This is a genomic window from Micromonospora sp. WMMD712, assembly GCF_029581295.1.
GTDB lineage: Bacteria > Actinomycetota > Actinomycetes > Mycobacteriales > Micromonosporaceae > Micromonospora > Micromonospora carbonacea.
Genome location: NZ_CP120743.1, coordinates 5,827,205 through 5,846,635, shown reverse-complemented (window position 1 = coordinate 5,846,635; position 19,431 = coordinate 5,827,205). Strand labels below are relative to the sequence as shown.

Sequence of the window (19,431 nt, the reverse complement as noted above, 5' to 3'; positions counted from 1 at the left end):
CTCCGTCCGGGTCAGGACGACGCCGGCGGGTTGTTGAACCCGTCGTACGGCGTGCCGAGGAAGGGGAAGTTGCGCAGGAACGGGGCCGTCACGTCGGCGGCGCTCAGCCCCGGCGTGACCGCGCCGGCCGCCGCGTCCGGGGTGAACCCCTTGTCGACCAGCGGCACGGTGACCCCGGCGATGGCCCGCAGCGCGATGCTGACCACGTCGTCGGCGACCCGCCGCCCGTTCGGGAAGCCCGCCAGGTCGCCGCCGAGCACCCCGAACCGGTCCGGCTTGGCGCTGGGCCGGATGGCCGTGTTCAGCCGCAGCATGTCGGCCTGCACGTCGCCGGTGTTGTTGGAGAAGCCCTGGATCAGCCCGGCCGGGATGCCGGTGAGCAGGATCGCCAGCAGGTCCGCGCGGGCCTTCTTCGTCTTGTTCAGCGCGTCCAGCTTGGGGAACACGCCCGGGTAGAGCACCGGGAGCAGGGCGGCCAGCTCCGGCTGCTCGACGAACTTCGCGAACCGCTTGTCCTCCGTGGGCGGCAGCGTGTTCCACTCGTCCTTCTTGGACATCGGCACGATGACCTCGTTGAACAACGGGTTGCCGAGCCGTGACACCTGCACGAACGGGCCGGTCGCGGTGTCCTTCGCCGAGCCGTTGCCGAGGATCCGCGCCTGCTGCCGCGACGCCGACGTCCACACGCCGATGACCGAGGCGCGGTCGTGCGTGCCGTACCGGTTGGCCCGGCGGCGCACCCGGCTCAGCGGCACCTGCACGGCGAGGGTGTGCACGTTCATCCGGTCGGTGGCGTTGACCGGCTCCCCCTCGGCCTTGAACAGCTTCTTGCCGGCCACGTGCAACTGCTGGAACGGCCGCAGGGTGCCCAGGTCGAAGATCGCCCCCAGGTCGACGAAGAACCCGTCGGCGCGCTGCCCGGCGAAGACCTTCTCCCCCGTCGACAGGCTGAACGTGGCCTGCCGGGCCAGGGCCGCGTAGTTCGGGGTGGACAGCGGGCCGACGTTGCACGGCGGGCAGGCCAGCTTGTTGGCCAGCCGGTGCTCCTTGCCGTCGGCGATGCGGGTCAGCGAGTAGAACTGCTTGCGGTTCCAGTTCTTGCTGTCCAGCGACTCGATCGGCCCGGTGTTGTAGAGAAAGCTGTTCGGGTTCGTGATCTCGGTGGTGAATTCGAACCGGTAGGTGACGTCCGGCTTGCCGTCGCCGTCGTTGTCGATATGGATCTCGTACCGCACGTCGTCGCCGAACTCGAAGAAGTTCGGGCCGCCGGAGGGGAGCTGCAACGGCACGTAGTTGGCGATCAGCGTGACCGAGTCGGGACGGTCGGGGCTGACGAACGCGTACAGGTCGGAGCTGTCGGCGACCGGATCCTTCGCGATCTCCGGGGCCTCGCGGTGGGAAGACATGGCGGACCAACCTCACTGGGCAGCAAGCGATCAGGGGAAGAGTGGAGGGGGCCGGCGCAGGGAGCTTGCGCCGGGGAAACGGGACCGGGGTGGCGTCAGCGCTTGCCGGCGGCGCGCCGCAGCCGGTCCGCCAGGCCGCGGTCGCGTACCTCGATCCGGGACGTGCCGACGAAGACGTCCATCGCGTCGCCGCCCCGCAGGTGCACGACGATGGGCTCGTCCTTCTTCCCGCCGGACGACGGGGAGTTCTGCGCCGCGGACAACCCGGGCACGGTGAGCGCGGCGGCCCCGAGGGTGGCACTCGCCGCGGCGGTCAACGTCTGCCGGCGGGTCAGTCGCGGCCAACGCCGCTTCCGCTGATCACTGGACATGGGCAACCTTTCCGGCGCGCGGCGCGTCCGCGCCCGCGGTGACGAAAGGCGGGGCCGGCCGACCGCCGGGCCCGCAGGGGGCCGCCGGCCGCGGCTCTGGCCTCAGCCGCCGCCGGCAGGCAGTGGTACGGCCCGCACGCCGGAAAGGTTCGATGCTAGGGCCGGAGGTGACCGTACGCGGTCGTCCGCTTACGCGCCGGCCGTCCGGCCCGCGCCGCGATGGCCCGCAGCTGCTCCTCGGTGCGCGCCGAGCCGTTGCCCGAGCCGGCCATCCGCGAGATCGTCTCCTCCATCAGCGTGCCGCCCAGGTCGTTGCAGCCGCCGTTGAGCATCGCCGCCGTCCCGGCGTCGCCGAGCTTCACCCAGGAGCACTGGATGTTGTCGATCCGGCCGTGCAGCAGCAGCCGGGCCATCGCGTGCACCGCCCGGTTCTCCCGCCACGTGGGGCCGGGCCGGGCGATGCCGGCGAGGTAGATCGGGGCGTTGGTGTGCACGAACGGCAGCGCCACGAACTCGGTGAACCCGCCGGTGCGGTCCTGCACCCCGGCCAGCACCCGGAAGTGGGCCAGCCACTGCCCGGGGTGGTCGACGTGGCCGTACATCATGGTGGAGCTGGACCGGATGCCGAGCTCGTGGGCCGTCGAGACCACCTCGACCCAGGCGGCGGCCGGCAGCTTGCCCTTGGTGAGCACCCAGCGCACCTCGTCGTCGAGGATCTCGGCGGCGGTGCCCGGGATGGTGTCGAGGCCGGCCTCGCGCAGCCCGGTCAGCCACTCCCGCACCGGCACGCCGGCCTTCGCCGCCGCCGTGACGATCTCCATCGGGGAGAACGCATGCACGTGCATCCCCGGCACCCGGGCCTTGATCGCCCGGATCAGGTCCGCGTAGCCGGTGACCGGCAGCTTCGGGTCGATGCCGCCCTGGAGGCAGACCTCCGTCGCGCCGGCGGCCCACGCCTCCTCGGCCCGGTCGGCCACCTGGTCGACGGAGAGCCGGTAGGCGTCGGCGTCGCGCTCCCGCTGGGCGAACGCGCAGAACCGGCAGCCGACGTAGCAGACGTTGCTGAAGTTGATGTTGCGGTTGACGACGTAGGTGACGTCGTCGCCGACGGTGTCGCGGCGCACGTCGTCGGCGATGCGGCACAGCGCGTCCAGCGCCGGCCCGTCGGCGGCGAACAGGGCGAGCGCCTTCGCCTCGTGGGCCGGCGTCAGCAGCGCCGCCGGGTCGTCGGCGGCCAGCCGCAGCCCGGCCCGCAGCTCGGCGTCCCCGGCGCCGGCGGTCGCCGCCGCGCTCCCGGCCGTGGTCGGTGTCCCGCCGCCGGCCTGGCCCGGCCGCCCGACCTCGGTCCGGGCCGCTCCCGCGCGGCTCGCGTCGGCCTGCGCGGCCACCTCCGACCAGTCGCCGTAGACGTCGTCGAAGTCGCCGCGCCGGTCGCCGGTGCGGCCGGTGGTGTCGATGGTGGCGTGCAGGTCGGTCCGCCCGCCGCCGAACACCTCCTCCGGCTCCTGCCAGGGGCGACCCTGCGGGCGGGCCGTCTCGACGGCGAGCCCGGTCGCCGGGTCGGCCAGCGCGGACACGTGCGGCAGCAGGCGCGGGTCCAGCCACGGGTCGCCGGCCCGGACGTACTCGGGGTAGATCGTCAGCCGCTCGCGCAGCGTGAAGCCGGCCTCCGCAGTGCGCCGGGCCAGCTCGTCGAGCTGCGGCCAGGGGCGCTCCGGGTTGACGTGATCGGGGGTCACCGGCGAGACGCCGCCCCAGTCGTCGATGCCGGCGCGCAGCAGCAGGTCGTATTCGCCGGCGATCAGGTTCGGCGGGGCCTGGATCCGGGCGCCGGGGCCGAGCAGCACCCGTGCCACCGCCACCGTGGCGGCGAGGTCGTGCAGCTCGGCGTCGGGCATGCCGCGCATCGCCGTGTCCGGCTTGGCGCGGAAGTTCTGCACGATCACCTCCTGGAGGTGGCCGTACGCGCGCTGGGCGCGGCGGATCGCGAAGAGCGCGTCGACCCGCTCGGCCGGGGTCTCGCCGATGCCGATCAGGATGCCCGTGGTGAACGGCACCCCGACCCGGCCGGCGTCGTCGAGCACCCGCAGCCGCACCGCCGGCTCCTTGTCGGGCGAGCCGAAGTGCGGGCCGCCCGGCTCCGACCACAGCCGCGTCGCGGTGGTCTCCAGCATCATGCCCATGCTCGGGGCGACGGGCTTGAGCCGCTGGAGCTCCGACCAGGAGAGCACCCCGGGGTTGAGGTGGGGCAGCAGCCCGGTCTCCTCCAGCACCGCCACCGCGCAGGCGCGCAGGTAGTCGAGGGTCGAGTCGTAGCCGCGCGCGTCCAGCCACTCCCGGGCGGCCGGCCAGCGCTCCTCGGGCCGGTCGCCGAGGGTGAACAGCGCCTCCTTGCAGCCCTGCGCCGCGCCCTGCCGGGCGATGGCCAGCACCTCGTCCCGGTCGAGGAAGGCGGCCGGCAGCCGGTGCGGAACGGTGGCGAAGGTGCAGTAGTGGCAGCGGTCCCGGCAGAGCCGGGTCAGCGGGACGAAGACCTTCTTCGAGTACGTGACGACGCCGGGACGGCCGACGTCGCGCAGGCCGGCGTCGCGGATGTCACCGGCGACGCGGAGCAGCTCGTCGAGGGTGCCGCCCCGGGCGGCGAGCAGCGCGGCGGCCTCGTCGACGTCCAGCGCGAGCCCGGAGGCGGCCCGGCGCAGGGCGCGCTCGATGCTGGCCGCGGTGGGGCGGGGCTCGGTGCGATCAACCATCCGCCCAGCCTATGCGCCCTGCCCCCGGCCCTGATCCGCTGGCCAGGCCACCTTCGACGCGACGGCCTCCCCGGACACGGCCGGTGACGGGCGGGCGGTGGCCCACGGCGGCTCTCCGGGCTGACTGTCCGTCACGCCCTGCCGACCCCGACAGACATCCCTCGCTCCCTTTGCTCTGCACCCACGGGCGCAACACCGGGGGCAGGCTGGGCGGATCCAAGGTCGCGGATGGAGCGGGTTCGGCGATCCCGTCACGGTCCGTAGCGCGTTGCGTATCCGGGTGCAGAGCAAAGGGGGCGGGCGGGGTGGCACGCGCCGACCTCGGGCAGTGACGCTCGGCCACGCGACGGTGACCGCTGTGTCGGAAACGCGTCGGGTGGGCTCCCGGCGGCCGTGCCCCGCCAGGGAACCCACCCGACGAACGGCGGCTCAGTCCTCGCGCGGGAAGCGCTGGGTGCGGTCGGCCTCGGCGTCAGGGTTGCGCTCGCCGCCCGAAGCGCCCGGCTCGCCGGGCTGACGCGGGATCGCCTGGGTCGGGTCGGCCGACGGCGGCTGCCCGAACGGCGGCGCGGACGCCGCCATGGGCTGCGGCGGGGGGAACGGCGAGGCCGGCTGCGCGCCCGCCGGGGGCGGCGTGAACGGAGGGCCGGACTGCGGCGGGGCCGGGTACGGCGGCGCGGAGGCCGGGGGCGCGGACGCCGGCGGGGCGGAGAACGGCGGGGCGGCGGCCGGGGGCGCGGACGCCGGGGCGAACGGCGAGGCCGGCTGCCCGTACTGGCCGGGCTGGCCGGCGGGGGCGTGGCCGGGCTGCTGGCCGGCGACCGGGTAGCCGGCCTGCTGCCCGGCGGGCGGCCAACCGCCCTGCTGCGCCGGGCCCCACCCCTGCGGACCCGGCTGACCGGGCTGCTGCTGCGGCCAGCCCGGTTGCGGCTGGCCGTACATGCCGGGGGCCGGCTTCGGCTTCGGGGTGAAGTAGAGGGCGCGCCAGACCCGGAAGACCACGAACGCGCCGGACGCGAAGATCGCCAGCCAGGCGGCCCGGGTCAGCAGGCCGAGGAAGGCGTCGAGCACCTCCGCCTTGGCCAGCCGGTCCACCGTCCAGATCAGCAGGGTGAGCGCGGCGAGCAGGGCGGCGAAGGCGTACTCGCCCAGCGCCACCTGGACGATCAGCTTCGCCCGCTGCGCCACCGGGGCGACGTGCGTGGCGAGCAGCACGGCCAGCACCGGCAGCACGGCCGCCTCCGGGCCGGCGAACGCCATAAAGCCGCTGTCCGCCCGGGTGTAGAAGGTGCTGCCCTCGGTCGGGGCGAGCAGCCGGATCAGGCCGACGAACAGCAGCACGGCGTTCGCGCCGAGCAGCGCCAGCGCGATCAGCTCGCGTAACGGGTCGGTGAGGCGACGGGCCGGGGTGGCGGGGTGGGACGCGGGCGTCGCGTCACCGGACGCGGGCTCGGCGGGGCTGGTCACGAACTCCCCCTCGGGGCGGTAACGGACAGTTGCCGAAGTGAGCCTAGTCTCCCCGGGCACCGGCGACCCCGGCACGGGGCGTGCGGGAGGATGGGCGGCATGCGCATCGTCGTACTGGCCGGCGGCATCGGGGGGGCCCGATTCCTGCTCGGCGTCCGGGCGTACGCCCGCGAGGTGGGCGCCGAGGTGACCGCCGTGGTCAACGTCGGCGACGACCTCTACCTGCACGGGCTCAAGGTCTGCCCCGACCTGGACAGCGTCATGTACACCCTGGGCGGCGGGGCCGACGCCGAGCGGGGCTGGGGCCGGGCCGACGAGACCTGGACGGTGAAGTCGGAGCTGGCCGCGTACGGCGCGGAGCCGACCTGGTTCGGGCTCGGCGACCGGGACGTCGCCACCCACCTGGTGCGCACCACGATGCTCACCGGCGGGTACCCGCTGTCTGCGGTCACCGAGGCGCTGGCGGCGCGCTGGCAGCCCGGCGTACGCCTGCTGCCGGCGACCGACGACCGGCTGGAGACGCACGTGGTGGTGAGCGACCCCGACGGCGGCGGACAGCGGGCGATCCACTTCCAGGAGTGGTGGATCCGGTACCGCGCCGGCATCCCCACCCACCGGTTCGTCTTCGTCGGCGCGGAGGCGGCGAAGCCCGCGCCCGGCGTGCTCGACGCGGTCGCCGCCGCCGACGTGGTGCTGGTCGCGCCGAGCAACCCGGTGGTGAGCGTCGCCCCGGTGCTGGCCGTGCCGGGGCTGCGCGAGGCGCTCGCCGCCGGCCGGGCCCCGGTGGTCGGGGTGTCCCCGATCGTCGGCGGGGCGGCGGTGCGCGGGATGGCCGACCGCTGCCTGGCCGTGCTCGGCGTCGAGTGCAGCGCCGCCGGGGTGGGCGGCCTCTACGGCGGCCGGTCCTCCGGCGGGCTGCTGGACGGCTGGCTGGTGGCCCCCGAGGACGCCGACACGGTGGTGCCGGGCGTGCCGGTGCGGGCGGTCCCGCTGCTGATGACCGACGAGGCGGCGACGGCGGCGATGGTGCGGGCGGCGGTGGAGCTGGCGTGAGGCTGGAGATCCTGCCGGTGCTGGGCATCGGCGACGTCACCGAGGGTGACGACCTGGCGGCGCTGATCGCCACCGCCGCGCCGTGGCTGCGCGACGGCGACGTGCTCGTGGTGACCAGCAAGATCGTCTCCAAGGCGGAGGGGCGGCTGGTGGACGTGCCGGCCGACGGGCCGGAGCGGCTGGCCGCCCGGGACGAGGCGCTGGCCGCCGAGACCGCCCGGGTGGTGGCCACCCGGGGGGCGACCCGGATCGTGCAGACCCACCACGGCTTCGTGATGGCGTCGGCCGGCATCGACGCCTCGAACGTCGACAAGACCCGGCTGGTGCTGCTCCCGCAGGACCCGGACGCCTCGGCGCGGGCCCTGCGGGCGGCGCTGCGCGAGCGCTACGACCTGGACGTCGCGGTGATCGTCACCGACACGATGGGCCGCCCCTGGCGCAACGGCCTCACCGACGTGGCGCTCGGGGTGGCCGGGATGCCGGCGATCCGCGACCACCGGGGCGAGGTCGACCCGTACGGCAACGAGCTCCAGCTCACCCAGATGGCGGTCGTGGACGAGCTGGCCGGCGCCGGCGAGCTGATCAAGGGCAAGTGCGACCAGGTCCCCGTGGCCGTGGTGCGCGGCTACCTCACCGCGACCGCGCCCGACGACGGCGTCGGCGCGCGGGCGCTGGTCCGCGACGCGGAGCTGGACCTGTTCTCGCTCGGCACGGCGGAGGCGCGCGCGGCCGGGCTGGCTGCCGCCGCGACCCTGTCCGACGGCCCCGGCGAGGCCCCCGCCGACCCGGCGGCGGTGGCGCGGGCCATCGCCGCGGTGGCCGGCGTGGTCGCCCCCGGCACGGCCTTCACCCCCGTCACCGACGCCGAGGTACGCGCGGCGCTGGTCGCCACCGTGCCCGGCTGGCCGCAGCGGGCCACCGTCCTGGTGCTCGGGCAGCCGCCGACGCCGGTCGACCCGGCCGGCCTGGTGCGCCTCGGCGCGGATCTGCAACGCCTGCGCACCGCCCTGGCCGCCGAGGGCGTCCCGTCGGCCCTGCTGCCGCCCCCGCCGGGCAGCACGGCCGCCGCCTGCCTGGCGCTCTGAGCCGAGCGGAACGGCCCGCCGGCCCCGGCCGGGGCTACGGCCCGCCTGCTGACGCCGTGGGTCGCCCGCTGACGCTGTGCGGCCCGCCTGCCAGGGCTGCGGATCGCCCGCCGGGGCTGCGGATCGCCCGCTGGCGCTGCGGGTCGCCCGGCCGGGCTCACGCGTCGAGGATGGCGCGGCCCAGTGGGGTGAGGGTGTGCAGGACGGTGTTGCGGTCACGGTGGCTCACCAGCAGGCCGGCGTTGCGCAGCACGGTGGCGTGCTGGCTCGCCGCCGCCGGGGAGATGCGCAGCCGGCGGGCCACCTCGCCGGTGGTGCAGCCGGCGTCGGTGGCCTCCAGCACCGCCGCCCGGGTGCGGCCGAGCAGCGCGGCCAGCGCGTCCCGCCCGGCGCCGGCCCGGGTCGACGCGCCGCCGCCGACCTCCGCCGGGACGAGCCCGCCCAGCCGGTCCACCGGATAGACGAGCACCGGTGGCAGGTCCGGGTCGGCCAGCGCCACGGGGGTGCCGGCGCAGAAGAACGACGGCACCAGCAGCAGGCCCCGGCCGTCGAGGTGCAGCTCCCGGCTCTCCGGGTAGCCGTGGATCTCCAACACCCCCGACTCCCAGCGGGCGAGCGGGCGGAAGCTGTCGAGCAGCCCCGCGACGCCCCCGTCGAGCAGGGCGCGGGCGCGCCGCATCCGGTCCGATTCGATCGCGGCCTGGATGTGCGCCCAGTACGGGCTCAGCGCCAGCTCGCGGTACCGCTCCATGGAGTCCGTCAGGTGGCGCAGCACCTCGGGCTCGCCCCGGGCCAGCGCGGCCGCCGAGGAGGGCAGCGGGTGCTCCCCGGCCATCCGGGTCATGTCGCGGCGCAGCAGCCGCACGGGGGTGCTGCGGACGGCCTCCAGGCCCTCCGTCAGCCCCTGAAGGCCCTCGTGCGGGGTGAGGAAGTCGGGGAAGTAGCCCCGCCCCGGGTTCAGCGCGAACAGCAGCCGGAGCGGCTCCGCGCCGACCAGCCGGCGCAGCTCCCGGGAGACGCCCCGCCGCCAGCCGGAGGTCAGCGGGTCCGGGCTGCGGACCTGGAGCACGTGCACGCTGAGGATCAGCTCCCAGAGCGGGTCCGCGCCCGGGGCCACCCGGGTCCGGAGGACGTCGTCGGGCGAGAAATAGATCTTCAGCATTGGGTCGCTCCCGTGCGGCGGGCAGAGAGGGAGGCACTGCCGACCGTTCGCACTGTACCCGGGCGGCAGTTATCTCCACTTTTAAGCGTGGGCTGAAAAACCTCGACGTCCCCGGTCGGCCTTCGGCATGCTCTGGGTTGTCCCGCACGGGCCGTCCGTCATAGACGCCGGCCCGAGCCACCGGGGCCGGGGAGGATCCGGCGGACGGGCGGCACCACGAGGGTCTGCGGCCCTTGCTCCGCAGAGGTGTCCCCGTCCGCCAACCCGGCCGGGCCGAGGCCCGCCCGGCTCTGGGCGCCCGGTCAGTCGATCCAGAGCGCGACCCGGTGGTCCTCGTCCGTGACGTACCAGCAACGGCCGTCGGCCTCGGCCAGCCCCTCCACGTGGTGGAACGGTGCCAGGTCCGCCACCAGCTCGCCCGGCACGAGGTGCCCGGCCGCCTTCTCCAGCCGGAACCGGACGTGCCGCGAGGTGACGTCGCCGCCCTGCGGATGGTCGTCGAGCAGCACCGAACCCTTGCCCAGCGCGTCGATCGAGCCGACGATCGCCGCGTAGCCGCCGTCGGGCAGCGGCACGAGCGCGCGGAAGCCGGTGAGCGCCCCCGGCGGGGTCACGCCGGTCAGGGCGTACGCGCCGAGGGCCCGCGGCCAGTCCCCGCCGTCGAAACTCTCCGGCACCCCGGCCACCTCGACCAGGATCGGCTCCCCGTCGACGGTCACCGGGAAGCGCAGGCCGAGCAGCACCGTCCCGTGCGGGGTGAACGCCGCCGCCTCGACGTTGAGCGGCAGGTCGCCCTCGGCGAGCCGGCTCACCCAGCCCTTCGCGCGGGCGGTGCCCCGGGCCACCGTCTCGCCGATGAACCGTTCCCGCACCCGCCGACCCGGCGGCAGGGTGGCCAGCTCGGCGGCGGCCAGCGCGTCGTTGACCGCCCGGTGCAGCCGGAACCGGTTGCGCACCACCCGCACGGGCAGCCGGCCGCCGACGGCGTCGTCCTCGCGGAACCGGGCCACGAACGCACGTCGGGGGCGCAGCGGGCCCGCCTTCGAGCCGAAGTGGGAGCCGAAGACGTAGACCCAGCCGTCGTGGTGGGCCAGCGCCTCGCCGTCCTCGGTGCGGCCGTTCTCGACGCCGGCGTCGGCGTCGACGTGGTGGGCGGACCACTCGCCGTCGTCGTGTTCGAGCAGCAGGGCCAGGCACTGCTCGACCGGGCCCTCGTCGAGGACGGTCCAGAATCCACGCCGGGCACGGTGGGCGGCGAGCACGGCCGGCGAGCGCACCGGCAGCAGATCACTGGCCTCGTTGCCGGCGACGACGAACTCGACAAGTCGCAAGGTCACCCGCATAGGGTGGCACCCGTGCCAGATGCAAGGAAGGGCCCCCTGTTAACGCATTCTGTCGAGCAGGGGCCCCCGCTTAACAGCCATGTCCCCAGGTACGCGGCGCTGCACGGCGACGCGACCGCCGTACTCGAAGGGTGGACGCCGACCGGCGCGGCGGCCGGCGCGGCCCGGGACCGCACCCTGGAGCTGCTGGCCGCCGGGCCGGTGGCCCTGGCCCGCGAGCACCGGGCCGGACACGTGACGGCCAGCGCGCTGGTGCTCGACCCGACCGGCGGGCGGGTGCTGCTCTGCCTGCACGGCAAGTTCCGCAAGTGGGTGCAGCTCGGCGGGCACTGCGAGCCCGCCGACCGGACCCTGGCCGGCGCGGCGCTGCGCGAGGCCGGCGAGGAGTCGGGCATCGCCGGCCTTGTCGTCGACCCGGTCCCGATCGACGTGGACGTCCACGAGGTCGCCTGCCAGGGCGGGTCGCTGCACTACGACGTGCGGTTCGCGGTCTTCGCGCCGGCGGGCGCGACGGAACGGGTCAGCGACGAGTCCGAGGCGCTCGGCTGGTTCGCGCCGGACCGGCTGCCGGAGCCGCTGGCCGGCGGCACCGCCCAGCTCGTCGCCCCGGCCCTGGCCGCCCTGCGCCGCCGCACCGGCTGACCCGGCCCGCCCGGCTGACCCGGCCCGCCCGGCCGCCAAGTTGCGGGCGACCGGGAGACCGTGCGACCGGGCGACTGGGCGGCGGGACAGTGGGCCTGCGACCGGACAGCGGGCCGCCGCCCGCCCGGGGTCAGACCAGGTTCTCCTCGCCCCGGTCCTTCAGCTCGTCGACCAGGGCCTTCACGTCCTGGGCGCGGTCGCGGGGGCAGACCAGCACGGCGTCCGGGGTGTCGACGACGATCAGGTCGTGCACGCCGAGGGCGGCCACCAGCCGGCCGGAGTGCGGCACCACGACCAGCCCGCTGGCGTCGCGCAGCAGCACGCCCGGCTTGGCGTCGGTGCCCAGGACCACGTTGCCGGCCGCGTCGGCGGGCAGGACGTCGCCGAGGGTGTGGAAGTCGCCGACGTCGTTCCAGCCGAAGTCGCCGGGGACGGTGGCGACCCGCCCGGCGGTCGCCGCGCCCTCCATCACCGCGTAGTCGACGGAGATCTTCGGCAGGGTCGGCCAGACCGTGCCGAGGACGTCGTCCTGCTCGGGGGTGCCCCAGGCGGCGGCGATCGCGGTGATCCCGGCGTGCAGCGCCGGCTGCTGGCGGGCCAGCTCCGCGAGGAACACGTCGACCCGCCAGACGAACATGCTGGCGTTCCAGAGGTGGTGCCCGGAGCGGAGGTACGCCTCGGCGACCTCGGCGGCCGGCTTCTCCTTGAACTCCAGCACCGGCCGCAGTGGACCGTCGGCGGCCGGGTCGCCGGTGTGCAGGTAGCCGTAGCCGGTCTCGGCGCGCGTCGGGGTGATGCCCACCGTCATCAGCAGCCCCTGCTCCGCGCCGGTCACCGCCTCGGCGACCGTGGCCCGCCAGACGTCGGCGTCGCGGATCAGGTGGTCGGCGGCGAAGGAGCCCATCACCGCGCCCGGCTCGCGCTGCGCGATCACCGCCGCGGCGAGGGCGATGGCCGCGCAGGAGTCCCGGGGTGAGGGCTCGACGAGGATGTTCTCCTCGGGCAGGCCGGCCAGTTGCCGCGCCACCGCCGCGACGTGCGCGGCTCCGGTGACCACCAGGGTGCGCTCCGGCGTGGTCAGCGGAGCCAGCCGGTCCACCGTTGCCTGGAGCAGGGACGCGGGGGTGCCGGTGAGCGGGTGGAGGAACTTGGGATGGCCCGCACGGGACAACGGCCACAACCTTGTGCCGCTGCCGCCCGCCGGGATGACGGCGTAGAGCATCAGCACATCATGCCCGAACCCGCACGGTACGGGCGCATCGTCACGCCGCGCGGCGTCAGGCGCGGGCCCGGGTCCACGCCGCGATGTGCACCTCGGCGCTGGACTCCCAGGTGAACTCCTTCGCCCGGTCGAAGCCCGCCTTGGCCAGCGACAGCCGGCGCTGCTCGTCGTCGAGCAGGGCGGCCAGGTCGGTGGCGATCTGCTCCGGGGCCTCGCTCGTGTACGCCACCGCGTCGCCGCCGACCTCGGGCAGCGACAGCCGCGGCGTGGTCAGCACCGGTGCGGCGCAGGCCATGGCCTCCAGGATCGGCAGGCCGAACCCCTCGCCGTACGACGGGTAGGCGGCGACCAGCGCGCCGCCGAGGAAGCCGGGCAGGTCGGCGTAGCGCAGGTAACCCGGGCGCAGCAGGCGCAGGTGCGACGGCACCTCGGCGACGGCCCGGTCGATGTCGTCGTCGTGCCCCTGACCGCCGGCGACCACCAGGGCGGGCGGGTCCTGCCGGTCGGCGACCGCGCGCGCCCAGCCCCGGATCAGGTTCGGGACGTTCTTGCGGGGCTCCTTCGCGCCGAGGAAGGCGACGTAGCTGCTGTCGCCGAGCCCCAGCCGGGCCCGGACCCGGGCCTTCTCCTCCTCGCCGGGCGCGTGGAAGGCGGCGTGGTCGACCCCGTGGTAGGCGACGTCGATGCGGGTCGGGTCGGCGTCGAGCAGCCGGATCAGCTCGTCGCGGGTGGCCTTGCTGGGCACGATCACCCGGGCGGCCCGGCGCAGCGACGTCTTGATCGCGCTGCGGAAGAACGTGCGGCGGGACTTGTCGTAGTGCTCCGGCTCGGTGAAGAACGTCGCGTCGTGCACGGTCACCGTGACCGGACAACCCGCCCGCAACGGGCAGGTGTAGAAGGGCGAGTGCAGCACCTGCGCGCCGACCTGCTGGGCCAGCAGCGGCAGGCCGGTCTGCTCCCAGGCGAGCCGGGCCGGGCGGTGGGCCACGGCGGCCGGGGCGGCGACGATCTCCGCGCCGGGCAGCATCCGGGAGTAGCGCTCCAGGTCGGTGCGCAGGCCGACCACGGCCAGGTCGACCCCGTGGCCGCACACCTTCCCGAGGGCGCCGAGCAGACCGTCGACGTATCGACCGACGCCGCCCCGGTCGGCGGGGACACTCGTGGCGTCGATGAGTACGCGGGGCGGACGACCGGCGGTCACGGGGCGACTCCTTGCGGTGGCGAATCTGTGGGGAACAACACTCCGGGCAAGCCTACGCCGGTGCCGGGCCCGGTCGCTGACTGCGACCCGACCGTTCGTCGACTTGTCACCGTCGAGGGATACGGGTCCCGGCGGCGTATCGTTCGCGCCGATGGCCGACAACATTGCCCGGGTGTTCGCCGCGGCGATCGCACCCGATCCCGCGCAACCCCTGCTGACCTGGTACGACGACGCCACCGGCGAGCGCACCGAACTGTCCGGCGCGACGCTGGCGAACTGGGTGGCGAAGACCGCCAACCTGCTGACCGACGAGGTGGCCGCCGGCCCGGGCGAGTCGGCCGGGGCGCTGCTCCCACCGCACTGGCAGACCGCCGCCGTGCTGCTGGGCTGCTGGTCGGCCGGACTGGTGGTGGTCGACGCGCCGGGGGCGGTGGAGGTGCTCTTCGCCGCCGCCGACCGGGTCGGCGAGGCCGACGCCTGGCCGGCCGGCGAGCGGTACGCGCTGGCGCTCGCCCCGTTCGCCCTGCCGCTGCGCGAGGTGCCCGCCGGCTTCGCCGACTACGTGGTCGCCGTGCGCGCGCACGGCGACCACTTCACCCCGTACGCCGCCGGTGGGCCGGCCGACGCGGAGCTGCTGGGCCGCGCGGCGGCCCGGGCCGCGGAGCTGGGGCTCGCCCGGGGCGACCGGGTCCTGCTGGACGTGGCCGCCCACCCGGACCCGGTCGACTGGCTGCTCGCCCCGCTGGTGGCCGGCGCGTCGACGGTGCTGTGCGCCAACGCCGACCCGGCCCGGCTGCCCGCCCGTGCCGAGACGGAACGGGTCACCCGCACCCTGGCCTGACGGGCGTCCGGGCGGGGCGGCCCGGGGCAGCAGGCGGGGCGGCCCGGGACAACGGTCAGGAGCGGGCCGGCGCCTCGGGGGCGGGGCGGCGCTGGGCGAACGCGGCGAAGGCCGTCAGCGACTCCGGGTTGGCCAGGGCGCCCTTGGCCGCCGCGTCGTCCACCGGTGTGCCGGTGAGGATCTTCTTCACCGGCACCTCCAGCTTCTTGGCGCTCAGCGTGCGCGGCACGGCCCGGACCTGGTGGATCTCGTCGGGCACGTGCCGGGGCGACAGGGCGGTACGCAGCTCGCGGCAGATCTTCTTCCGCAGCGCGTCGTCGAGTTCGAGCCCGTCGGCGAGCACCACGAACAGCAGCAGCTCCCCCGCGCCGCCCTCGTCGTCCTCCAGGTGCACCACCACCGAGTCGACGACCTCGTCGAGGCCCTCGACGACGGAGTAGAACTCGGCGGTGCCGAGCCGCACGCCGCCCCGGTTGAGGGTGGCGTCGGACCGGCCGGTGATCACGCAGCCGCCCCGCTCGTTGATCGTGATCCAGTCGCCGTGCCGCCACACGCCCGGGTAGAGCTCGAAGTACGCCTCCCGGTAGCGGGACCCGTCCGTGTCGTTCCAGAACCCGACCGGCATGCTCGGCATCGGCGCGGTGATGACCAGCTCGCCCAGCTCGCCGAGGACCGGCGTGCCGTCGGCCGAACGCGCCTCCACCCGCGCGCCGAGCGCCCGGCAGGTGATCTCCCCGGCGTGCACCGGCAGCAGCGGCACCCCGCCGACGAACCCGGTGCACACGTCCGTGCCGCCGGAGAGCGACTGGAGCTGGAGGTCGGTGCCGACCGCCTCGTAGACCCAGGTGAAGCCCTCGGCGGGCAGCGGCGCGCCGGTGGAGCCGACGCCGCGCAGCGCGGACAGGTCGGCGACCTCGCGCGGCACCAGCCCGGCCTTGCGGCAGGCCAGCAGGAACGGCGCGGAGGTGCCGAAGTAGGTGGTGCCGGTCTCGGCGGCCAGCCGCCACAGCCCGCCCAGGTCGGGGTGGCCCGGGTTGCCGTCGAACAGCACGATCGCCGCGCCGACCGCCGGCGCGGAGACCAGGAAGTTCCACATCATCCAGCCGGTGGTGGTGAACCAGAAGAACCGGTCGCCCGGGCCCAGGTCGTGGTGCAGGGCGAGCATCTTCAGGTGTTCCAGCAGGATCCCGCCGTGGCCGTGCACGATCGGCTTGGGCAGCCCGGTGGTGCCGGAGGAGTAGAGCACGTACAGCGGGTGGTCGAACGGCACGCCGGCGAAGGTCAGCGGCTCGTCGGTCGGCGCGGCCAGCTCCGCCCACGGCAGCGCACCGTCGGGGGCCGGGCCGGCCGGGTCGAGGTACGCGACGGCGACGGTGTGCTCCAGCGACGGCAGGGCGGCCCGGATCGCGGCCACCTCGCCGCGCCGGTCGACGGGCTTGTCGCCGTACCGGTAGCCGTCGACGGCGACGAGGACCTTCGGCTCGATCTGCCGCCACCGGTCGGTGACGCTGCGGGTGCCGAACTCCGGCGCGCAGGACGAGAAGATCGCGCCGAGGCTGGCGGTGGCCAGCAGCAGCACGTACGTCTCGGGGATGTTCGGCGCGTACGCGGCGACCCGGTCGCCGGGGCCGACGCCGAGGCGGCGCAGCCCGGCCGCCACCCGGCGGACCTGCTCGCGCAGCCCGACGGCGGTCAGGGTCTGCGGCGCGCGGGTCTGCCCGTGCGCGATCACCACCGGGTCGTCGTCGCCGAGCCCCGGCATGCGCAGTACGTTCTCGGCGTAGTTGAGCGTGGCCCCGGGGAACCAGCGGGCGCCCGGCATCGCCGGGTCGGCCAGGGTGGCCGTCGGCTCGGTATGCGCGACGACGCCGAAGTGGTCCCAGACGGTGCGCCAGAACCCGTCGAGGTCGGTGACCGACCACTCCCACAGCGCGGCGTAGTCGGCGAACTCCAGCCCCCGGTGCTCCGCCAGCCAACGCAGGTAGGCACCGATCCGGGACCGCTCGCGCACGTCCGCCGGCGGTGTCCACAGCACGTCACCCACAGCTCCACCCTCCTCCAGGCCCGGACCGCGCCGTCACGTGGGCCGTGATGCCATCTTGCCCTATGTCGCAGGGACATTGTCCGCCCCGGTCCCCACCCGCCGGGGCGTGCCCGCCCCACACCCCCGCCGCCCGCGCTGTGTGGGGTGCAAGGAAGGGCCCCTTGTTAACGCATACGGTAGAGAAGGGCACCCTTCTCACACCCGGCCGGCGGGCGGCGGGCGGGGCGGTGGCGGGCGGGGCGGCCAGGCGGGCGGGGCGGGGCGGGTCAGGCCTCGCGGTGGGCCTGGATCGCGCGGCGGCGGGCCAGCCGGTGGGCGCGGCGGATCTCCGCCTCCCGGTAGCGGCGCTCGTCCTCCGGGGTCTCCGGCAGCACCGGCCGGACCGGGCGGGGCAGGCCGCCCACGTCCACCCCCACGAAGACCAGGTACGCCGTGGCGACCGGCACCGGCTCGTCCTCGGCCGAGTCCCAGCGCTCGGCGACCACCCGCACGCCCACCTCCATCGAGGTCTGCCCGGTCCAGTTGACCTGGGCGTGCGCGTGCACCAGGTCGCCCACCCGGACCGCCTCGGAGAACACGATCTCGTCGATCGCGGCCGTCACCGCCGTGCCGCCGCTGTGCCGGGCCGCCGCCGCGCCCGCCACGTCGTCGACGAACTTCATCAACACCCCTCCGTGCACGGTCCCGTACAGATTGACATCGACCGCGGTCATGATTCGACTGAGCGTGACGCGGGAGTACGACGTGGGTTTTCCCTGCGGGGGCGCAGAGGGCTGCGGCGCGGCGGAGGGGTGATCTGTCATGCCGGAAACGGTACGGTGCGCCAATGCGACATCTCTGGAGCTTCCTCGCCGGGCTGGCGGTGGCGCCCGTCACCTGGGCGCTGCTCGCGCTCGGGCAGGACGGGTCGACCCGCACGATCACCCGGTGGGTGGAGATCGGCACGTTCAACACGGCCAACCTGATCGAGCCGGGCGTCTACCTGGCCGTCGCCGGCGTCCTGCTCGGTCTGCTCGGCACCCTGCGATTCTCGCCGCTCGGCCCGCTGGTCGCCGGGCTGCTGCTGATCGCCCCGTACGTCGGGATGTTCGTCGCGCCGTTCGAGGTGCGCGACCGCGTCCCGGAGGGCTGGAAGGCGCTGGGCGACCCGCTGCCGCTGTTCCTGCCCGTGCAGAACGGCACACTCTTCCTGGTCGGCGCGCTGCTGCTGATGGCCACGTTCAGCAGGCAGCGGTGGCGGCGCTGGCCCCGGCCGGCGGTCGCGCCCGCGCCGGCGCAGCGGCCGGAGGACACCGGCCCCGGCACCTTCACGCTCACCGACTGGCCGTCGGGCGGCAGCGCGGCGGAGCGGGACACCGCCCCGCTCACCCTGGGCTACCCGGACCAGCCGCCGCCGGAGCCGCTGCCCCGCCGCACGGCCGGCGAGTCTCCCTGGTCGGCCCCGCCGCGTCGCGCCGAGGACACCACGACCGAGCTGCGCTGACGAGACCACCGTCGGGCCCGGGGCGCGCGGGTCTCCCCGCCGCCGCGCCCCGGCCCGGCACGTCGAGTGGGCCGGAAGCCAACACCTCTGGCCCGGCACGTCGAGCCAACCGGACGCCGGCACCCCGGGCCCTGCCGGCCCCGCCGTCGGCCGGGGCCACGCCAGGAGCCGGACCGGCGGGTCAGCCGCGCAGGAGCTGGCGGGCCATCACGATGCGCTGGACCTGGTTGGTGCCCTCGTAGATCTGGGTGATCTTGGCGTCCCGCATCATCCGCTCGACCGGGTAGTCGCGGGTGTAGCCGTACCCGCCGAGCAGCTGCACGGCGTCGGTGGTGATCTCCATGGCGGCGTCGGAGGCGAAGCACTTGGCCGCCGCGCCGAAGTAGGTCAGGTCGGCGTCGCCCCGCTCGGACTTTCCGGCGGCGGCGTACGTCAACTGGCGCGCCGCCTCCAGCTTCATGCCCATGTCGGCGAGCATGAACTGGACGCCCTGGAACTCGGCGACCGCCTTGCCGAACTGCTTGCGCTCCTGGACGTACCCCTTGGCGTAGTCGAGCGCGCCCTGGGCGATGCCGACGGCCTGCGCGGCGATGGTGACCCGGGTGTGGTCGAGGGTCTTCATGGCGGTGGCGAAGCCCGTGCCCTCCGCGCCGATCATGCGGTCGGCGGGGATGCGGACGTTGTCGAGGTAGACCTCACGGGTCGGCGAGCCCTTGATGCCGAGCTTCTTCTCCGGGGCGCCGAAGCTAACGCCCTGGTCAGACTTTTCGACCACGAACGCCGAAATGCCCTTGGAACGGGCTGTGGGATCCGTCACGGCGAAGACGGTGTAGAAATCCGACACTCCGGCGTTGGTGATCCACCGCTTCACCCCGTTGAGCACCCAGTGGTCGCCGTCGCGGACCGCCCGGGTGGTCATCGACGCGGCGTCGCTGCCGGCCTCCGGCTCGGAGAGGCAGTAGGAGAACATCGCCTCACCGGCGGCCACCGGGGTCAGGTAGGCACGCTTGAGCTCGTCGGAGCCGGCCAGGATCAGCGGCATGGTGCCCAGCTTGTTGACCGCCGGGATCAGCGAGGACGAGGCGCAGGCCCGGGCGACCTCCTCGATCACGATGGCCGTGGCCAGGGCATCCGCGCCGGCGCCGCCGTATTCGACGGGGATGTGCGGCGCGTGGAAGTCGGCGGAACGCAACGCGTCGTAGGACGCCTTGGGGAACTCGCCCGTCTCGTCGGCCTCGGCGGCGTGCGGGGCCACCTTCGCCGCACAGACCTCACGCACCGCCTCGCGGACGGCCTCGTGCTCCTCGGGCAACCGGTAGACGTCGAACGACTGCTCTGCGGCCATGTCGGCCCCTCCCCTT

16 protein-coding genes are annotated in these 19,431 nt (G+C 75.1%); 5 read left to right on the top strand and 11 right to left on the bottom strand.

Annotated features, from left to right (window positions below; all coding sequences use genetic code 11):
• Window positions 1-11: 11 nt before the first annotated feature.
• The 4 genes from O7633_RS25570 to O7633_RS25555 all read right to left on the bottom strand — a co-directional run bounded on the left by O7633_RS25570 (window position 12) and on the right by O7633_RS25555 (window position 5,994).
• Window positions 12-1,406, bottom strand: a complete 1,395-nt coding sequence (locus O7633_RS25570) for a DUF4331 domain-containing protein (protein ID WP_178063459.1) — start codon at window positions 1,404-1,406, stop codon at window positions 12-14.
• A gap of 95 nt (window positions 1,407-1,501) precedes the next feature.
• Window positions 1,502-1,777, bottom strand: a complete 276-nt coding sequence (locus O7633_RS25565; protein WP_043961986.1) for a hypothetical protein — start codon at window positions 1,775-1,777, stop codon at window positions 1,502-1,504.
• Window positions 1,778-1,932: 155 nt separating this feature from the next.
• Window positions 1,933-4,527: a bifunctional FO biosynthesis protein CofGH gene (locus O7633_RS25560; RefSeq protein ID WP_282324192.1), complete on the bottom strand. Its 2,595-nt coding sequence runs from the start codon at window positions 4,525-4,527 to the stop codon at window positions 1,933-1,935.
• A gap of 429 nt (window positions 4,528-4,956) precedes the next feature.
• Window positions 4,957-5,994, bottom strand: coding sequence for a hypothetical protein (locus O7633_RS25555; protein ID WP_282324191.1), 1,038 nt, complete (start codon window positions 5,992-5,994; stop codon window positions 4,957-4,959).
• A 99-nt stretch (window positions 5,995-6,093) separates the two neighbouring features.
• Here O7633_RS25555 and cofD point away from each other — a divergent pair, with 99 nt between their 5' ends.
• Together cofD and O7633_RS25545 are read left to right on the top strand one after the other, a co-directional pair.
• On the top strand, window positions 6,094-7,047 hold the full coding sequence (gene cofD, locus O7633_RS25550) for a 2-phospho-L-lactate transferase (protein ID WP_282324190.1): 954 nt from the start codon (window positions 6,094-6,096) through the stop codon (window positions 7,045-7,047).
• The gene (locus tag O7633_RS25545) at window positions 7,044-8,132 is read left to right on the top strand and encodes a coenzyme F420-0:L-glutamate ligase (protein WP_282324189.1); all 1,089 of its coding nucleotides are present in this window, start codon (window positions 7,044-7,046) and stop codon (window positions 8,130-8,132) included. The genes cofD and O7633_RS25545 overlap by 4 nt, the downstream gene beginning before the upstream one ends.
• Window positions 8,133-8,289: 157 nt before the next feature.
• Here the strand turns inward: O7633_RS25545 and O7633_RS25540 are convergent, their stop codons facing one another.
• The gene (locus O7633_RS25540) at window positions 8,290-9,294 is read right to left on the bottom strand and encodes a winged helix-turn-helix domain-containing protein (protein WP_074476615.1); all 1,005 of its coding nucleotides are present in this window, start codon (window positions 9,292-9,294) and stop codon (window positions 8,290-8,292) included.
• Between the two features lie 302 nt (window positions 9,295-9,596).
• A complete protein-coding gene (locus O7633_RS25535; protein ID WP_282324188.1) occupies window positions 9,597-10,631 on the bottom strand; it encodes a hypothetical protein in 1,035 nt (344 codons plus the stop codon).
• Between the two features lie 42 nt (window positions 10,632-10,673).
• Between O7633_RS25535 and O7633_RS25530 the strand changes: the two genes are divergently transcribed.
• Entirely contained in the window at window positions 10,674-11,279 is a 606-nt protein-coding gene (locus O7633_RS25530) for an NUDIX domain-containing protein (protein WP_282328646.1), read from the top strand.
• Between the two features lie 130 nt (window positions 11,280-11,409).
• Here the strand turns inward: O7633_RS25530 and O7633_RS25525 are convergent, their stop codons facing one another.
• Together O7633_RS25525 and O7633_RS25520 are read right to left on the bottom strand one after the other, a co-directional pair.
• Window positions 11,410-12,501 (bottom strand): sugar phosphate nucleotidyltransferase, encoded by a 1,092-nt coding sequence (locus tag O7633_RS25525; protein WP_074476786.1) that lies wholly within the window; start codon window positions 12,499-12,501, stop codon window positions 11,410-11,412.
• A gap of 55 nt (window positions 12,502-12,556) precedes the next feature.
• Window positions 12,557-13,702 (bottom strand): glycosyltransferase family 1 protein, encoded by a 1,146-nt coding sequence (locus O7633_RS25520; protein WP_178063453.1) that lies wholly within the window; start codon window positions 13,700-13,702, stop codon window positions 12,557-12,559.
• A gap of 151 nt (window positions 13,703-13,853) precedes the next feature.
• Between O7633_RS25520 and O7633_RS25515 the strand changes: the two genes are divergently transcribed.
• Window positions 13,854-14,543, top strand: a complete 690-nt coding sequence (locus O7633_RS25515; RefSeq protein WP_282324187.1) for a TIGR03089 family protein — start codon at window positions 13,854-13,856, stop codon at window positions 14,541-14,543.
• A 55-nt stretch (window positions 14,544-14,598) separates the two neighbouring features.
• On the opposite strand, the gene O7633_RS25510 is transcribed toward O7633_RS25515, so the two are convergent.
• Window positions 14,599-16,587 (bottom strand): acetoacetate--CoA ligase, encoded by a 1,989-nt coding sequence (locus O7633_RS25510; protein WP_282324186.1) that lies wholly within the window; start codon window positions 16,585-16,587, stop codon window positions 14,599-14,601.
• Between the two features lie 266 nt (window positions 16,588-16,853).
• Window positions 16,854-17,390 (bottom strand): hotdog domain-containing protein, encoded by a 537-nt coding sequence (locus tag O7633_RS25505; protein ID WP_282324185.1) that lies wholly within the window; start codon window positions 17,388-17,390, stop codon window positions 16,854-16,856.
• Between the two features lie 23 nt (window positions 17,391-17,413).
• On the opposite strand from O7633_RS25505, the gene O7633_RS25500 reads away from it, so the two are divergent.
• Window positions 17,414-18,070 (top strand): hypothetical protein, encoded by a 657-nt coding sequence (locus tag O7633_RS25500; RefSeq protein WP_282324184.1) that lies wholly within the window; start codon window positions 17,414-17,416, stop codon window positions 18,068-18,070.
• Window positions 18,071-18,251: 181 nt separating this feature from the next.
• On the opposite strand, the gene O7633_RS25495 is transcribed toward O7633_RS25500, so the two are convergent.
• Window positions 18,252-19,415 carry an acyl-CoA dehydrogenase family protein gene (locus O7633_RS25495; protein ID WP_074476621.1) on the bottom strand — a complete coding sequence of 388 codons (1,164 nt, stop codon included), beginning with the start codon at window positions 19,413-19,415 and terminating at the stop codon, window positions 18,252-18,254.
• Window positions 19,416-19,431: the final 16 nt, after the last annotated feature.